We start from the raw sequence: 13,862 nt of genomic DNA on the forward strand, positions 1-13,862 counted from the left end.
TCCCGCCGGACGGCGGTGCGCGAACGCGCCGACGAGCTGCTGGACAGAGTGGGTCTGGGCTCGATGGCCGGCCGGTCCGTGGGTGCCCTGTCGGGAGGTCAGCGCCAACGCGTGGCGGTCGCGCGGGCGCTCGTCAATGGGCCGTCACTGCTACTGGCGGACGAGCCGACCAGTGCGCTGGACTCGGAGTCCGGCGCCGCGGTGGTGGACCTGCTGTTGCACACCGCGCAGGAGTTCGACGTGGCGCTGATGCTCGTCACGCACGACGCGGCGGTGGCGGCGCGATGTGATGCACGCATGCACCTGGTGGACGGGGCGGTCCGGTCCGGCTAGGTGCAGCAGTTCGGGTCGAGCGCCGCGCGTAGGGCGTCGATCGCGGACCCCCGGGCGCGGTGGAACACGCTCATCCCGCGCCGCTCGGACTCGATCATCCCGGCCTCGCGGAGTCGGCCCAGGTGATGGGATGTGGTGGACTCGGCGACGCCGGTGGCCGCGGCCAGATCTCCCGTGCGGACCTCGCCGTCGTCACTGGTGAGCAGGAGCGACAGCAATCGGATCCGGACCGGGTCGGCGAGGGCCTTGAGTCGCAGCGCGATCTCCACGGCGTCCTCGTGGCCGATCGGCCCCGCCGACATGGGCGCGCAACACACCGGCGAGCTGACGTCGAGGAGGGGCAGGGCCTTGGGCATGCCCGCGAGTGTACCCCGGCTTCTTGACGAATATCGAAAAGGGTGGTTGTCTGTGCCCAGTAGTAATTCGATATCCGTCACAAAGGTGGAGGTTTTGACCATGTCCCGTGTGCAACTCGCCCTCAACGTCGACGACGTCGACGAGGCCGTCCGGTTCTACTCGACGCTGCTGCGCGTCGAACCCGCCAAGCGCAAGCCCGGCTACGCCAACTTCGTGGTGGAGCAGCCGCCACTCAAGCTGGTCCTGCTCGAGAACCCGGGCCAGGGCGGTTCGCTCAATCACCTGGGCGTCGAGGTCGAGTCCAGCGAGCAGGTCCACGGTGAGATCGCGCGGTTGACCGAGGCCGGCCTGTTCACCGACGAGGAGATCGGCACCACCTGCTGCTTCGCCACCCAGGACAAAGTGTGGGTCACCGGCCCCGGGGGCGAGCGGTGGGAGGTGTACACCGTCCTCGCCGACTCCGAGACGTTCGGGACGTCGCCGGTGGTGGGTGACGACGACAGGAACGACGACGACGAGGTCGGCACCTGCTGCGCGTGAGCGGCGGGAGGGTGCGCTCGACCTCGTCCGCAACACCCGCGAGGGTGGCATGAGGGAGGTTCGGGCGCGGGCGCACCTAGACTGGTTCGCGGCCGTCGGCCGGTTGCTCGACGTCCCGTGATCAAACGGAAAGGCCACACCATGCTCTCCCGCATCGACCTGCGCGGTCGCACCCTCGGCACCGCCGAGCTGCGTCGCACACTCCCGCGAGGCGCCGCCGACGTCGACTCCTTCGTCGACACCGTCCGCCCGGTGGTCGAGGCGATCCGGGAGCACGGGGCCTCCGCCGCGCTCGACTACGGCGAGAAGTTCGACCGGGTGCGGCCCACCTCGGTGCGGGTCCCCGCCGAGGTCATCACCGAGGCCGGCGAGACCCTCGACCCCGACGTGCGTGCGGCCCTGGTGGAGGCCATCCGCCGCGCGAGGATCGTCCACTCCGCCCAACGGCGCTCGGACACCGTCACCGAGGTCGCCGCCGGCGGCTTCGTCACCGAGAAGTGGGTGCCCGTCGAGCGGGTGGGCCTGTACGTTCCCGGCGGCAAGGCCGTGTACCCGTCGAGCGTCATCATGAACGTCGTGCCGGCGCAGGTCGCGGGGGTCGGTTCACTCGTGGTGGCCTCCCCGCCACAGGCCGACTCCGGCGGCTGGCCGCACCCCACCATCCTCGGCGCGTGTGCTCTGCTCGGGGTCGACGAGGTCTGGGCCGTCGGCGGCGCTCAGGCCGTGGCACTGCTCGCCCACGGCGGTGAGGACACCGACGGCCGCGAGCTCGAGCCCGTCGACATTGTCACCGGCCCCGGCAACGTCTACGTCACCGCCGCCAAGCGACTGTGCCGCAGCGTCGTGGGGATCGATTCGGAGGCCGGCCCCACGGAGATCGCCGTCCTCGCCGACCACACGGCCGACCCGATCCACATCGCCTACGACCTCATCAGCCAGGCCGAGCACGACCCCAACGCGGCGAGCGTGCTGGTCACCGACTCCGAGCAGCTCGCCGACGCCGTCGCCCGGGAGGTCGAGGCCCGCTACACGGTCACCCTCAACGCCGACCGCGTCCGCGAGGCGCTCGAGGGCCCGCAGTCGGGAATCGTCCTGGTGGACGGCATCGACGCCGGCCTGCGAGTGGTCGACGCGTACGCGGCCGAGCACCTGGAGGTGCAGACCCGCGACTCCGCGGCCGACGCCGCCCGCGTGCGCAACGCCGGGGCGATCTTCGTGGGCGCCTACTCCCCGGTCCCGCTCGGCGACTACGCGGCGGGCTCGAACCACGTCCTGCCCACGTCGGGCACCGCCCGTCACTCGTCCGGGTTGAGCGTGCAGACCTTCCTGCGCGGTATCCACGTCATCGACTACGACCGGGCCGCGCTCAAGGAGATCGCCCCGACCGTCGTCGCGCTCGCCGACGCCGAGCGGTTGCCGGCCCACGGAGAGGCGGTCCGGGCCCGCTTCGAGGACCTCACCACCGAGGAGGAGGAACAGTGAGCGACACCCCCCGGCCCGGCGTCGGGTTGGACGCGTTGCCGCTACGGGAGAACCTGCGCGGCAAGAGCGCCTACGGAGCCCCGCAACTCGAGGTTCCGGTGCAGCTCAACACCAACGAGAACCCGCACCCGCCCAGTGCGGCGCTGGTCGCCGACATCGCGGAGGCGGTCTCCGCGGCCGCGACCGACCTCAACCGCTACCCGGACCGAGACGCCGTCGAGCTGCGCACCGATCTCGCGGCCTACCTCACGCGGCAGACCGGGGTGGAGGTGGACGTGGACATGGTGTGGGCCGCCAACGGGTCCAACGAGATCCTCCAGCAGCTGCTCCAGGCGTTCGGGGGGCCCGGGCGCAGCGCGATGGGCTTCGTCCCCAGTTACTCCATGCATCCGATCCTCGCGGCGGGCACGGACACCGAGTGGATCCCGGTCGACCGGGGCGCCGATCTGGCGATCGATGTCGAGGCCGCGCTCGCCGCCATCGCCGAGCACCGCCCCGACGTCCTCTTCCTCACCACCCCCAACAATCCGACCGGCCACGTGATCGAGCTCGACGACCTGCGCCGGTTGATCGACGCCGCACCGGGAATCGTCGTGGTCGACGAGGCGTACGCGGAGTTCTCCCCGTCGCCGAGCGCGTGCACGCTCCTGGCCGAGTACCCGGCGAGGCTCGTCGTTTCGCGGACCATGAGCAAGGCGTTCGCGTTCGCCGGCGGGCGGCTCGGTTACCTCGCGGCCGACCCCTCGTTCGTCGACGCCGTGCTGCTCGTCCGCCTGCCGTACCACCTGTCGGTGATCGCGCAGGCCGCCGCCGGGGCCGCACTGCGTCACGCCGAGGAGACCCTGGCATCGGTCGCCCTGCTGGCCGAGGAGCGCAAGCGCGTCACCGCGGGACTCGAGGCGCTCGGGTACGACGTGCTGCCCAGCGAGGCCAACTTCGTGCTCTACGGGCCGTTCGTGGACGCGCCCCGGGCGTGGCGGCGCTATCTCGATGCCGGCGTGCTCATCCGCGACGTGGGCATCCCCGGCCGCCTTCGTGCGACCATCGGGCTGGAGAGCGAGAACGACCGGCTGCTGCAGGTGAGCGCCGAGTTGGCGGGAACAGAGATCACCACGACGAGGGAGACACGATGAGCGAGCAGGGTGGACGTGTGGGTCGCGTCGAGCGCACCACGAAGGAGTCGTCGATCGTCGTCGAGATCGACCTCGACGGCACCGGCCGGACGGAGATCGCCACCGGCGTCCCGTTCTTCGACCACATGCTCACCGCGTTCGGTCAGCACGGCGCGTTCGACCTCACGGTCCGCGCGACGGGTGACGTCGAGATCGAAGCGCACCACACCGTGGAGGACACCGCCATCGTGCTGGGCCAGGCGCTCGGGAAGGCACTGGGCGACAAGCGGGGTATCCGCCGGTTCGGCCAGTGTTCGATCCCCATGGACGAGACGCTCGCCGAGGCGGTCGTCGACGTCTCCGGACGGCCGTACTGCGTCCACACCGGCGAGCCCGACGTCATGATCGGGTACGTCGTCGTGGGCCACGACAGTGCCCCGTACGGCACCGTGCTCAACCGGCACGTGTTCGAGACCCTCGCGTCGCACGCCCGCATCGCGCTGCACGTCCGCGTGCACTACGGGCGCGACCCGCACCACATCACCGAGGCGGAGTACAAGGCCGTCGCCCGGGCGCTGCGCGCCGCGGTCGAGCCGGATCCGCGGATCAGCGGGATCCCCTCGACCAAGGGCGCTCTGTGATGGCGAAGTGACCCCGGGGGTCAAGAAACCGGGAGCGTTCGCACAGCTGGCCCGGACCCCCGGCGTGCCGGCCGCGTTCGTCCTGGTCCTCCTCGCCTTCGGTGGCTTCTCGCTGCTCCTGCCCGTCGTGCCACTCGCCGTGGTCCGGGGCGGGGGCAGCGAACTGGTCGCCGGAGCGACGACCGGCGTGTTCATGACGGTCACCGTGCTGGTTCAGTTGCTCACCCCGCGGATCACCGCGGCGATCGGCTACCGCTGGGTCCTCGGGATCGGTAGTTCACTCCTCGGCCTGCCCTCGGGGCTGCTCGCGCTGTTCGACGGGCCGTTCGCGGTGCTGGCGGTCAGCGGTGTCCGTGGAGCGGGCTTCGGCATGATGACGGTCGCCGGGTCCGCCCTGGTCGCGGAACTCGCGCCACCGGGGATGCTCGGCCGCGCCACCTCGTTGATCGGCCTCGCGGTGGGTATCTCCGAGGCCATCTTCCTGCCGGTCGGGCTGTGGCTGCTGGAGGTGTTCGGTCTGGCCACGGTCGCCTGGAGCGCGACGGCGTTCGGCGTCGTCGGTCTGGTCGCCGCCGCACGGCTGCCCAACGTGCACCCGGCACCCGCCCAGTCTTCCTCCGACCCGTCCGCGCTCGGACGTAGGGCGGTGTTCGTCCTGCTCGCCGGACCGTTCCTGGTCATGGTGGCGGTGTCACTGCCCTACGGCGCAGCCGCGTCGTTCCTCTCACCCGCGCTGGACTCGATCGTCTCGGGCAGTGGCGCGGTCGTCGCGGGTGTCGGTCTCGGACTCCTCGGGGTGGGCGTGATCGTAGGGCGTACATTCGCCGGGCTCATCTCCGACCGGCGCGGGCCCGGCGCCCTGGTCTGGCCCGGACTGGCGTTCTCGGCGCTCGGCATGGCCGGCATCGCCGGCCTGCTCTCGGTGTCGGCGAACCCGTGGTGGTTCATCGCCCCGACCGTGGTGTTCGGTCTCGGGTTCGGCGCCGTGCAGAACGAGGCGCTCGTCGCCTCGTTCGAGCGGATGCCGCGCTCGCGCCTGGGGACCGCGTCCGCCTCGTGGAACATCTCCTTCGACGCGGGCACGGGACTCGGGTCGGTGGTCATGGGCGGCGTCGCCGGCTTCGGTTACGTCGTCCTGTTCACGGTCGCGGCTGGTGTCGTCCTGCTCGTGGGTGGCCCCGCGGCGGTGGGCGCCCGGCGTACCCGGCCGACGCGTGATCTGACCGCGTCCGACCGGGACGATAAAGTGAGCCCATGACCTCACAAGGCCCGCGGGTGGCGCTTCTCGACTACGGCTCGGGCAACCTCCGCTCGGCCCATCGCGCGCTGGAGCGTGTCGGCGCCCGGGTCGAGCTCACGTCCGACCCCCGGGTGGCCACCGAGGCGGACGCACTCGTGGTCCCGGGGGTCGGCGCGTTCGCGGCGTGCATGGAGGGTCTCCGGGCCGTCAGAGGGCCGCGGATCATCGGCGAGCGTCTCGCCGGCGGCCGCCCCGTTCTGGGGATCTGCGTGGGTATGCAGGTGATGTTCGAGCGGGGGACCGAGTTCTCGGACGGTGAGCACGCCGAGTCCGGCGCAGCGGGCTGTGGCGAGTGGCCCGGGGTCGTCGAGCGACTGGAGGCGCCGGTGCTGCCGCACATGGGGTGGAACACCGTCGAGGCGCCCGAGAGCAGCGTCCTGTTCGCCGGGATGCCCGCCGACGAGCGCTTCTACTTCGTCCACTCCTACGGGGTCCAGCGGTGGGAGATGGAGCCGTCCGACCACCTGACCCCGCCGGACGTCACCTGGGCCCGGCACGGCACGAGATTCATCGCCGCCGTGGAGAACGGACCCCTGTCGGCCACACAGTTCCACCCCGAGAAGTCGGGCGACGCCGGCTTGCAGCTGCTCGAGAACTGGATCAGATCCGTTGGCTGACCGCCGGGGTCGTCCGGCGCCCGTGTCGTTCGCGGTCCTGGCGCTGGGGGTCTCCGGGGCGGGGGTGCTGGTCCTGGGTCTGACCGCCCTGGCGGTGGCGTTGCTCCCACTGCCGCCGGTGGGCCGCGCCGTCGTCGCGCTGACCGGTGTGGTCCTGACCGTCGTGGCGATGGGGGTGGTGTCCACTCGCATCACCGATCGGGCCATCCGCGCCGAATACGGAGACGATCCCGCCCATGAGGCCGGGGTCGAGGCCGACGCACGCCTCGGGGAGCCGTCGAAACCGGTCGAGGGCGATGGGGAGCGCCCACGGGCGGACGGACTACGCTGATGCCCGTGACCAACGCTTCTTACCTCGAACTCCTGCCCGCCGTGGACGTCGCCGACGGGCAGGCCGTCCGTCTGGTGCAGGGGGAGGCCGGGACCGAGACCTCGTACGGATCGCCGCTCGAGGCCGCGATGCAGTGGCAGCGGGACGGGGCCGAGTGGGTCCACCTGGTGGACCTCGATGCCGCCTTCGGTCGCGGGACCAACCGCGAGCTCCTGGCCGAGGTCGTCGGCGCGCTCGACGTCAAGGTCGAGATGTCCGGAGGAATACGCGACGACGACTCGTTGGAGGCCGCCCTCGCGACCGGCTGCGCCCGGGTCAACCTGGGAACCGCCGCACTGGAGAACCCGGAGTGGTGCGCATCCGCGATCGCCCGGCACGGGGACCGCATCGCGGTGGGTCTGGACGTGCGCGTGGTCGACGGCGAACCCCGACTCCGTGGCCGCGGGTGGGTGTCCGACGGTGGCAACCTCTGGGAGGTGCTGGAGCGTCTGGACAGGGACGGGTGTGCGCGTTACGTCGTCACCGACGTCTCCAAGGACGGGATGCTGGGCGGTCCGAACCTCGAGATGCTCTCCCAGGTGTGCTCGGTCACCGGGGCGCCGGTGGTGGCGTCCGGCGGGGTGTCCTCCGTGGCCGACCTCGAGGCCATCGCGACGCTGGTGCCGGAGGGCGTCGAGGGCGCGATCGTGGGCAAGGCCCTCTACGCCGGTCGCTTCACCCTCCCCGAGGCGCTGGCCGCGGTGAGCGTCCGATGAGCCGGCAGTGACCACCCGGCGGCTCCACCCCACCCCATGACCTCGAGCAGGAGGCCCGAGATGACCGATCAGACCGGAAACACCCTGCCGACGGACCTGTCCGTCGACCCCGCGGAGGCGCTCGCCCTGGCGGCCCGCGTGCTCGAGGAGGTCACCCCCCGCTTCGTCGAGGGACTGGGTGCCGAGGGCACCCGCGCCAAGGGCTCGCGCAACGACTTCGCGACCGAACTCGACCTCGAGCTGGAACGTCGGATCTCCGACGCGCTGCGCGAGGGCACGGGCCTCGAGGTCCACGGTGAGGAGTTCGGCGGTCCACCGGTCAACGAGGGCACGCTCTGGGTGGTCGACCCGATCGACGGCACGGCCAACTACTCCCTGGGCATTCCCACCACCGGCATCCTCGTCTCGCTGGTCCACGAGCGACAGCCAGTCCTCGGCCTGACCTGGCTCCCGCTCCTCGGCATGCGATTCACCTCGATCGCCGGGGGGCCGCTCAAGGAGAACGACGAGGAGATCCCGCGGATCTCCGACGTCTCCATCCGCGATGTGGCACTGGGCCTCGGGTCCCTCAACACCGGCGCCCGCACCACCTACCCGCCGGCGTACCGCCGGGAGGTGTTCGAGCAGCTCACCCTGGACGCCGCCCGGACCCGCAAGTTCGGGTCAACGGGAGTCGACCTGTCGTTCGTGGGCTCCAGCCGGTTGTCCGCCGCGGTGAGCTTCGGCAACTACGCGTGGGACAACGCGGCGGGCGCCTCCCACATCCGCGCGGCCGGTGGCGTGGTGACCGATCTGACCGGCGAGCCGTGGTCGATCGACTCCCAGTCGATCCTCGCGGCCGGCCCGCGGGCCCACGCGGAGGTGCTCGGCACCATCCGCGAGCTCGGCGAGCCCGGGAATTTCTTCGAGGCCGGCCGCCGCCGGGCCACCCCCGGCTCCGACGGCACCCGGCCGTGGCTCGACGGGGAACGGTGACCCGGACATGACGCTCGCAACCCGGGTGATCCCGTGCCTCGACGTCGACGCAGGCCGCGTGGTCAAGGGCGTGAACTTTCTGGACCTGCGGGACGCCGGGGACCCGGTCGAACTGGCCGCCGCCTACGACGCGCAGGGCGCGGACGAGCTGACCTTCCTCGACGTCACCGCGTCGTCGTCGGGCCGCGGAACCATGATCGACGTGGTCACCCGCACCGCGGAGCAGGTCTTCATCCCCCTCACTGTGGGTGGCGGCGTGCGCGCCGCCGAGGACGTCGATCAGCTGCTCCGCGCCGGGGCGGACAAGGTCAGCGTCAACACCGCCGCGATCGCGCGTCCCGAGCTCCTCGAGGAGCTCAGCAGGCGCTTCGGCTCCCAGTGCATCGTCCTGTCCGTCGACGCCCGGACGGTCCCCGAGGGTGAGACCCCCACACCGTCGGGGTGGGAGGTCACCACCCACGGTGGCCGTCGGGGCACCGGGATCGACGCCATCGAGTGGGCCCGGCGTGGCCAGGACCTGGGAGTGGGGGAGATCCTGCTCAACTCGATGGACGCCGACGGCACCAAGGCGGGGTTCGACCTGGACATGGTCCGGGCGGTGCGTGCGGCGGTGACGATCCCCGTGATCGCCTCCGGCGGTGCCGGCGCGGTCGAACACTTCGCCCCCGCGGTCAAGGCCGGTGCCGACGCGGTACTCGCGGCCAGTGTCTTCCACTTCGGCGAGATGACCATCGGTGACGTGAAGAACGCCATGGCGGCCGAGGGGATCACGGTCCGATGAGAAATCCCGTCCTGGATCCGTCCATCGCCGACCGACTCTCCCGCACCGCGGAGGGGCTGATCGCTGCGGTCGTGCAGGATGCGACCTCCGGTCGGGTCCTCATGATGGCGTGGATGGACGACGCCGCCCTCGCCGAGACGCTGGCCACACGGCGCGGGGTGTACTTCTCGCGCTCCCGTGGGACGCGGTGGGTCAAGGGGGAGACCTCCGGACACGTACAGCACGTACGCAGCGTGGAGATCGACTGCGACGGCGACACCGTCCTGCTCCGGGTGGACCAGTCAGGGGCCGCCTGCCACAACGGCACGATCAGCTGCTTCGACACCGACACACTCCTCGGGGAGGACTGAGCCCGTGCCCTTCATCCAGATCAACCAGCTCGACGGGATGGACCCGCAGTCCAAGGCCCGGGTGATCGAGGCGGTCACGGCCGCCTACGCCGAGGCCGCGGCCAAGGACCCGGCCAAGGTGTGGGTGCTCGTCAACGAAATGCCGCACGACTCGTTCGGGATCGGCGGCCGGGTCGTCGGATGAGCACCAGGACCACCACCTTCGAGCAGTTCCGGGCGCTCGCCTCGGGCCACCGGGTCGTCCCCGTGGTGCGTACGGTGCTCGCCGACTCGGAGACGCCGCTGTCCGCGTACGACAAACTCGCGGCGGACCGTCCCGGGACCTTCCTGCTGGAGTCGGCCGAGCACGGGCGTTCGTGGTCGAGGTGGTCGTTCATCGGCTGCGGCGCGGCCGCGGCCCTGACCGTCGACGACGCGGGCGAGGCCACGTGGTTGGGGCACGTCCCCGCCGGGGCGCCCACGGGCGGCGATCCGCTCGACGCACTGCGCCGGACCCTCGACCTGCTGCGGACCGACCAGATCGCGGGCCTGCCACCTCTGACGTCCGGGATGGTGGGCTACCTCGGGTACGACATCGTGCGCCGACTCGAGCGCATCACCCCCGACACCACCGACGACCTCCACGTCCCGGAGCTGGTCCAGATGCTGGCCACCGACCTGGCCGCGTTCGACCATCACGAGGGCCGGATCCACCTGATCGCCAACGCCGTCAACTGGGACGGGAGTGACGATCGGGTCGAGGAAGCCTACGCCGACGCGGTGGCCAGGGTGGACTCGATGACGGCGAGGCTCGCGGCTCCCGGTGCCGGCGGGGTCAGCGTGTTCGACACCCCGGATCCGCAGATGCGCCGTCGCACCGACGAGTCGACCTACCACGCGCGGGTGGCCGACATCATCGAGCAGATCTACTCCGGAGAAGCCTTCCAGGTGGTGCTCAGCCAGCGCTTCGAGGTCGACACCTCGGCCTCGCCGAGGGACGTCTACCGCATCCTTCGCACCACCAACCCGAGTCCCTACATGTACCTGATGACGGTCCCGGACGGCACGGGAGACGACGGATTCGGTGGCACCGCGTTCACCATCGTCGGATCGAGCCCCGAGGCCCTGGTCAAGGTGCAGGACGGGCTGGCCACGACTCACCCGATCGCCGGGACCCGGCCGAGGGGTGAGGACGACGAGCACGATGTCCTGCTGGCCAAGGACCTGGTGGAGGACGCCAAGGAGAACGCCGAACATCTGATGTTGGTCGATCTGGGCCGCAACGACCTCGGCAGGGTCTGCGAGCCGGGCTCCGTCGTGGTGACCGAGTTCCGCCAGGTCGAGCGGTACAGCCACGTGATGCACCTGGTCTCCACCGTGACGGGACGCCTGGCGGAGGGGCGTGCGGGCATCGACGCCGTCACGGCCTGTTTCCCGGCCGGCACCCTGTCGGGCTCGCCCAAACCCCGCGCGCTGCAGATCATCGAGGATCTCGAGGACACCCGCCGCGGGGTCTACGGCGGAGTGGTCGGGTACGTGGACTTCGCCGGCAACGCCGACCAGGCGATCGCCATCCGGTCCGCGGTGCTCAAGGACGGGACCGCCTACGTCCAGGCCGGGGCCGGGATCGTCGCCGACTCGGTCGCGGCGTCGGAGGACGAGGAGTGCCGGAACAAGGCGATGGCCGTCCTCCGGGCCGTCGCGGCGGCGGACACACTGAGGCCCGCGGGCCCCACGGGTGGCGCTGGTGGCACGGAGACGGAGGGGGAGAACCGGTGACCCAGAGCACCCGGCTGCGCATCCCCGTCCTGTTGCTGCTGGTCGGTGCCGTCCTGTTGTGGATCGCCTCCCGGATGGTGTGGTTGGACGTGGTCGCGTTCAACGACCAGTCGGGTGAGGCCCGGCGCAGCCTGACGGGTGGGCAGTGGCAGCCGGCGCTGGTCCCGTTGGCGCTGGGTGCTCTCGCCGCGGTGGCCGCGGTGGCCCTGGTCCGGGGAACCGCAGCGCGGGTGGTCGGGGCCGTCATCATCCTCCTGGGTGTGGCCACCGGCGCGCTGCTGGTCTCGACCGTCGGCGGCGTGGACCGGGACCGGGTCCACTCGACGGTGACGGGGGAGGAGGAGTTCGGCCGCACCAACGCGGGCCCGGGGACGGCCGGCGCACAGGCTGTGCCGGAGTGGTCCGAGATCACGGAGATCTCGACCCGGTCGCCCGGTCCGGCACTCACCGGAGCCGGAGCGCTGGCCCTCATCGCCGCGGGAACCGTCCCCATGATCTGGCCGGCCCGGAAGGTTCGGCGTGATGACCTCTACGTGACCCCGGCGGCGCGCCGAGCTGACCCGCCGTCCGGTGAGGCCACCGTCGACACCGGTCGTGACCTGTGGCAGGAACTCGACGACGGACGCGATCCCACGCGCTGAGCGTCCGCGACCGGGTCCCGATTCTCAGAACCCCGCCTGCTGCCTCTATTGTTGATCTCGATCACACTTCCTGCCCGAACACTGCAGAGGGAGGTCACGGTGGGTACCGTGCTCGACTCGATTATCGACGGGGTCCGCGAGGACGTCGCGGCCCGCGAGGCTGTCATCGACCTCACTGCGGTCAAGAAGGCGGCCCAGTCGGCGCCGGACCCGCGTGACGCGCTCAAGGCACTCCGCGGCGCCGGGGTCGGCGTCATCGCCGAGGTCAAGCGCGCCAGTCCCTCGAAGGGGCCACTCGCCGAGATCCCCGATCCCGCCGTGCTGGCCCGGATGTACGAGGAGGGCGGCGCCCGCATCATCTCCTGCCTGACCGAGGAGCGTCGATTCAACGGCAGCCTGGCGGACCTGGACGCCGTCCGCCGCGCGGTCGACATCCCGGTGCTCCGCAAGGACTTCGTGGTGGGCCCGTACCAGATCCACGAGGCCCGGGCGCACGGCGCGGACCTGGTGCTGCTCATCGTGGCCGCGCTCGAACAGGACGCACTGGTATCCCTGCTGGACCGGACGGAGTCGCTCGGGATGACGGCCCTGGTGGAGGTGCACACGGAGGAGGAGGCGGACCGTGCCCTGGAGGCGGGCGCCACCGTCATCGGTGTCAACGCCCGCAACCTCAAGACCCTCGAGGTCGACCGTGACGTCTTCTCCCGCATCGCACCCGGACTCCCGTCCGGGGTGGTGAAGATCGCCGAGTCGGGCGTCCGCGACGCATCCGACCTCCTGGCGTACGCCAGCGTCGGTGCGGACGCGGTACTCGTCGGCGAGGGCCTGGTGACCAAGGGCGATCCGCGCGCGGCGTGCAACGCCCTGGCCACGGCGGGTTCCCACCCGTCCTGCCCGCAGGGACCCCGCTAGGCCCCCGTCGCACACTTCCGGCAGACTGGGAGCCGTGAATTCTAACGAGCTGACACCGCTGCCCTCGATGGGAGACGTGCTCCGGACGACCACCGGACACGAGCCCGACCAGCGAGGCCACTGGGGCGCGTTCGGTGGTCGATACGTGCCCGAGGCGCTGATGGCGGTCGTCGACGAGGTGGCCGACGCCTACGCCAAGGCCCGCGCCGACGACGCGTATCTGGACGAGCTGGACCGTCTCCAGCGCGACTACTCGGGTCGGCCGTCGCCGCTGTACGAGGCGGGGCGTTTCGGCGCCGAGATCGGCGCACGCGTCTTTCTCAAGCGCGAGGATCTCAACCACACCGGATCGCACAAGATCAACAACGTCCTCGGCCAGGTCCTGTTGGCGCACCGCATGGGCAAGAAGCGTGTCATCGCCGAGACCGGGGCCGGCCAGCACGGTGTCGCCACCGCCACGGCCTGTGCATTGCTCGGCCTGGAGTGCAAGATCTTCATGGGTGCGGTGGACGTCCGTCGCCAGGCGCTCAACGTCGCACGGATGCGTCTGCTCGGCGCGGAGGTCGAGGCCGTGGAGGTCGGGTCCGCGACCCTGAAGGACGCCATCAACGAGGCCATGCGCGACTGGGTGTCCCGAGCGGACGACACCTACTACGCGTTCGGCACCGCCGCCGGCCCGCACCCGTTCCCCACGATGGTCCGCGACTTCCAGCGGATCGTGGGCACGGAGGCGCGCGCCCAGATCCTGGACCGGGTCGGACGACTTCCCGATGCCGCCGTGGCGTGCGTGGGTGGTGGGTCCAACGCGATCGGGTTGTTCCACCCGTTCCTCGACGACCCGGCGGTCCGCCTGGTGGGCTGCGAGGCGGGCGGCGACGGCGTGGCGTCCGGTCGCACCGCCGCGACGGTCAACGCCGGCCGACCGGGCGTCTTCCAGGGTTCGTACGCACACCTGATGCAGGACGAGGACGGCCAGA

General features: G+C 71.2%; 18 protein-coding genes. 17 read left to right on the forward strand and 1 reads right to left on the reverse strand.

All coding sequences use genetic code 11. From position 1 onward, the window contains the following. Positions 1–333, forward strand: a 333-nt coding sequence (locus G6027_RS06445; RefSeq protein WP_182636446.1) for an ATP-binding cassette domain-containing protein, incomplete at its 5' end; no start/stop codon positions are given. Here the strand turns inward: G6027_RS06445 and G6027_RS06450 are convergent. Next, positions 330–689 carry an Rv2640c family ArsR-like transcriptional regulator gene (locus G6027_RS06450; RefSeq protein ID WP_182636447.1) on the reverse strand — a complete coding sequence of 120 codons (360 nt, stop codon included), beginning with the start codon at positions 687–689 and terminating at the stop codon, positions 330–332. The two genes, G6027_RS06445 and G6027_RS06450, sit on opposite strands and share 4 nt — an antisense overlap. A 100-nt stretch (positions 690–789) precedes the next feature. Between G6027_RS06450 and G6027_RS06455 the strand changes: the two genes are divergently transcribed. The 16 genes from G6027_RS06455 to trpB all read left to right on the forward strand — a co-directional run. After that, the gene (locus tag G6027_RS06455) at positions 790–1,230 is read left to right on the forward strand and encodes an ArsI/CadI family heavy metal resistance metalloenzyme (protein ID WP_182636448.1); all 441 of its coding nucleotides are present in this window, start codon (positions 790–792) and stop codon (positions 1,228–1,230) included. A gap of 141 nt (positions 1,231–1,371) precedes the next feature. Continuing rightward, positions 1,372–2,712: a histidinol dehydrogenase gene (gene hisD, locus G6027_RS06460; protein WP_182636449.1), complete on the forward strand. Its 1,341-nt coding sequence runs from the start codon at positions 1,372–1,374 to the stop codon at positions 2,710–2,712. Then, positions 2,709–3,845: a histidinol-phosphate transaminase gene (locus tag G6027_RS06465; protein ID WP_182636450.1), complete on the forward strand. Its 1,137-nt coding sequence runs from the start codon at positions 2,709–2,711 to the stop codon at positions 3,843–3,845. Before hisD ends, G6027_RS06465 begins: the two co-directional genes overlap by 4 nt. Beyond that, complete coding sequence (gene hisB, locus G6027_RS06470) at positions 3,842–4,465, forward strand: imidazoleglycerol-phosphate dehydratase HisB (RefSeq protein WP_182636451.1); 624 nt, start codon at positions 3,842–3,844, stop codon at positions 4,463–4,465. Before G6027_RS06465 ends, hisB begins: the two co-directional genes overlap by 4 nt. A gap of 7 nt (positions 4,466–4,472) precedes the next feature. Further along, a complete protein-coding gene (locus G6027_RS06475) occupies positions 4,473–5,723 on the forward strand; it encodes an MFS transporter (protein ID WP_182636452.1) in 1,251 nt (416 codons plus the stop codon). After that, the gene (hisH, locus tag G6027_RS06480; RefSeq protein WP_182636453.1) at positions 5,720–6,382 is read left to right on the forward strand and encodes an imidazole glycerol phosphate synthase subunit HisH; all 663 of its coding nucleotides are present in this window, start codon (positions 5,720–5,722) and stop codon (positions 6,380–6,382) included. Before G6027_RS06475 ends, hisH begins: the two co-directional genes overlap by 4 nt. Before the next feature lie 22 nt (positions 6,383–6,404). Continuing rightward, complete coding sequence (locus G6027_RS06485) at positions 6,405–6,713, forward strand: hypothetical protein (RefSeq protein ID WP_182636454.1); 309 nt, start codon at positions 6,405–6,407, stop codon at positions 6,711–6,713. Continuing rightward, a complete protein-coding gene (priA, locus tag G6027_RS06490; protein WP_182636455.1) occupies positions 6,713–7,468 on the forward strand; it encodes a bifunctional 1-(5-phosphoribosyl)-5-((5-phosphoribosylamino)methylideneamino)imidazole-4-carboxamide isomerase/phosphoribosylanthranilate isomerase PriA in 756 nt (251 codons plus the stop codon). The genes G6027_RS06485 and priA overlap by 1 nt, the downstream gene beginning before the upstream one ends. A gap of 60 nt (positions 7,469–7,528) precedes the next feature. After that, positions 7,529–8,443, forward strand: a complete 915-nt coding sequence (locus tag G6027_RS06495) for an inositol monophosphatase (protein ID WP_182636456.1) — start codon at positions 7,529–7,531, stop codon at positions 8,441–8,443. Between the two features lie 7 nt (positions 8,444–8,450). Further along, a complete protein-coding gene (gene hisF / locus G6027_RS06500; RefSeq protein WP_182636457.1) occupies positions 8,451–9,224 on the forward strand; it encodes an imidazole glycerol phosphate synthase subunit HisF in 774 nt (257 codons plus the stop codon). Continuing rightward, complete coding sequence (gene hisI, locus G6027_RS06505; protein ID WP_182636458.1) at positions 9,221–9,574, forward strand: phosphoribosyl-AMP cyclohydrolase; 354 nt, start codon at positions 9,221–9,223, stop codon at positions 9,572–9,574. The genes hisF and hisI overlap by 4 nt, the downstream gene beginning before the upstream one ends. A 4-nt stretch (positions 9,575–9,578) precedes the next feature. Continuing rightward, on the forward strand, positions 9,579–9,758 hold the full coding sequence (locus G6027_RS06510; protein ID WP_182636459.1) for a tautomerase family protein: 180 nt from the start codon (positions 9,579–9,581) through the stop codon (positions 9,756–9,758). Then, the gene (locus G6027_RS06515) at positions 9,755–11,332 is read left to right on the forward strand and encodes an anthranilate synthase component I (RefSeq protein WP_182636460.1); all 1,578 of its coding nucleotides are present in this window, start codon (positions 9,755–9,757) and stop codon (positions 11,330–11,332) included. The genes G6027_RS06510 and G6027_RS06515 overlap by 4 nt, the downstream gene beginning before the upstream one ends. Continuing rightward, positions 11,329–11,973, forward strand: a complete 645-nt coding sequence (locus G6027_RS06520) for a TIGR02234 family membrane protein (protein ID WP_182636461.1) — start codon at positions 11,329–11,331, stop codon at positions 11,971–11,973. The genes G6027_RS06515 and G6027_RS06520 overlap by 4 nt, the downstream gene beginning before the upstream one ends. Before the next feature lie 99 nt (positions 11,974–12,072). Beyond that, positions 12,073–12,885, forward strand: coding sequence for an indole-3-glycerol phosphate synthase TrpC (gene trpC / locus G6027_RS06525; protein WP_182636462.1), 813 nt, complete (start codon positions 12,073–12,075; stop codon positions 12,883–12,885). A 67-nt stretch (positions 12,886–12,952) separates the two neighbouring features. After that, positions 12,953–13,862 (forward strand): tryptophan synthase subunit beta (gene trpB / locus G6027_RS06530; RefSeq protein ID WP_182636463.1); only part of this gene is annotated, 910 nt, incomplete at its 3' end.

Source organism: Dietzia sp. SLG310A2-38A2, assembly GCF_014145095.1.
Taxonomy (GTDB): Bacteria; Actinomycetota; Actinomycetes; order Mycobacteriales; family Mycobacteriaceae; genus Dietzia.

Bases quoted from the DNA above. Each gene is read 5' to 3' on its own strand.
- G6027_RS06450 (WP_182636447.1), bottom strand. From the start codon at position 689: ATGCCCAAGGCCCTGCCCCTCCTCGACGTCAGCTCGCCGGTGTGTTGC.
- G6027_RS06455 (WP_182636448.1), top strand. From the start codon at position 790: ATGTCCCGTGTGCAACTCGCCCTCAACGTCGACGACGTCGACGAGGCC.
- G6027_RS06495 (WP_182636456.1), top strand. From the start codon at position 7,529: ATGACCGATCAGACCGGAAACACCCTGCCGACGGACCTGTCCGTCGAC.
- hisI (WP_182636458.1), top strand. From the start codon at position 9,221: ATGAGAAATCCCGTCCTGGATCCGTCCATCGCCGACCGACTCTCCCGC.
- hisD (WP_182636449.1), top strand. From the start codon at position 1,372: ATGCTCTCCCGCATCGACCTGCGCGGTCGCACCCTCGGCACCGCCGAG.
- hisH (WP_182636453.1), top strand. From the start codon at position 5,720: ATGACCTCACAAGGCCCGCGGGTGGCGCTTCTCGACTACGGCTCGGGC.
- hisF (WP_182636457.1), top strand. From the start codon at position 8,451: ATGACGCTCGCAACCCGGGTGATCCCGTGCCTCGACGTCGACGCAGGC.
- G6027_RS06515 (WP_182636460.1), top strand. From the start codon at position 9,755: ATGAGCACCAGGACCACCACCTTCGAGCAGTTCCGGGCGCTCGCCTCG.
- hisB (WP_182636451.1), top strand. From the start codon at position 3,842: ATGAGCGAGCAGGGTGGACGTGTGGGTCGCGTCGAGCGCACCACGAAG.
- priA (WP_182636455.1), top strand. From the start codon at position 6,713: ATGCCCGTGACCAACGCTTCTTACCTCGAACTCCTGCCCGCCGTGGAC.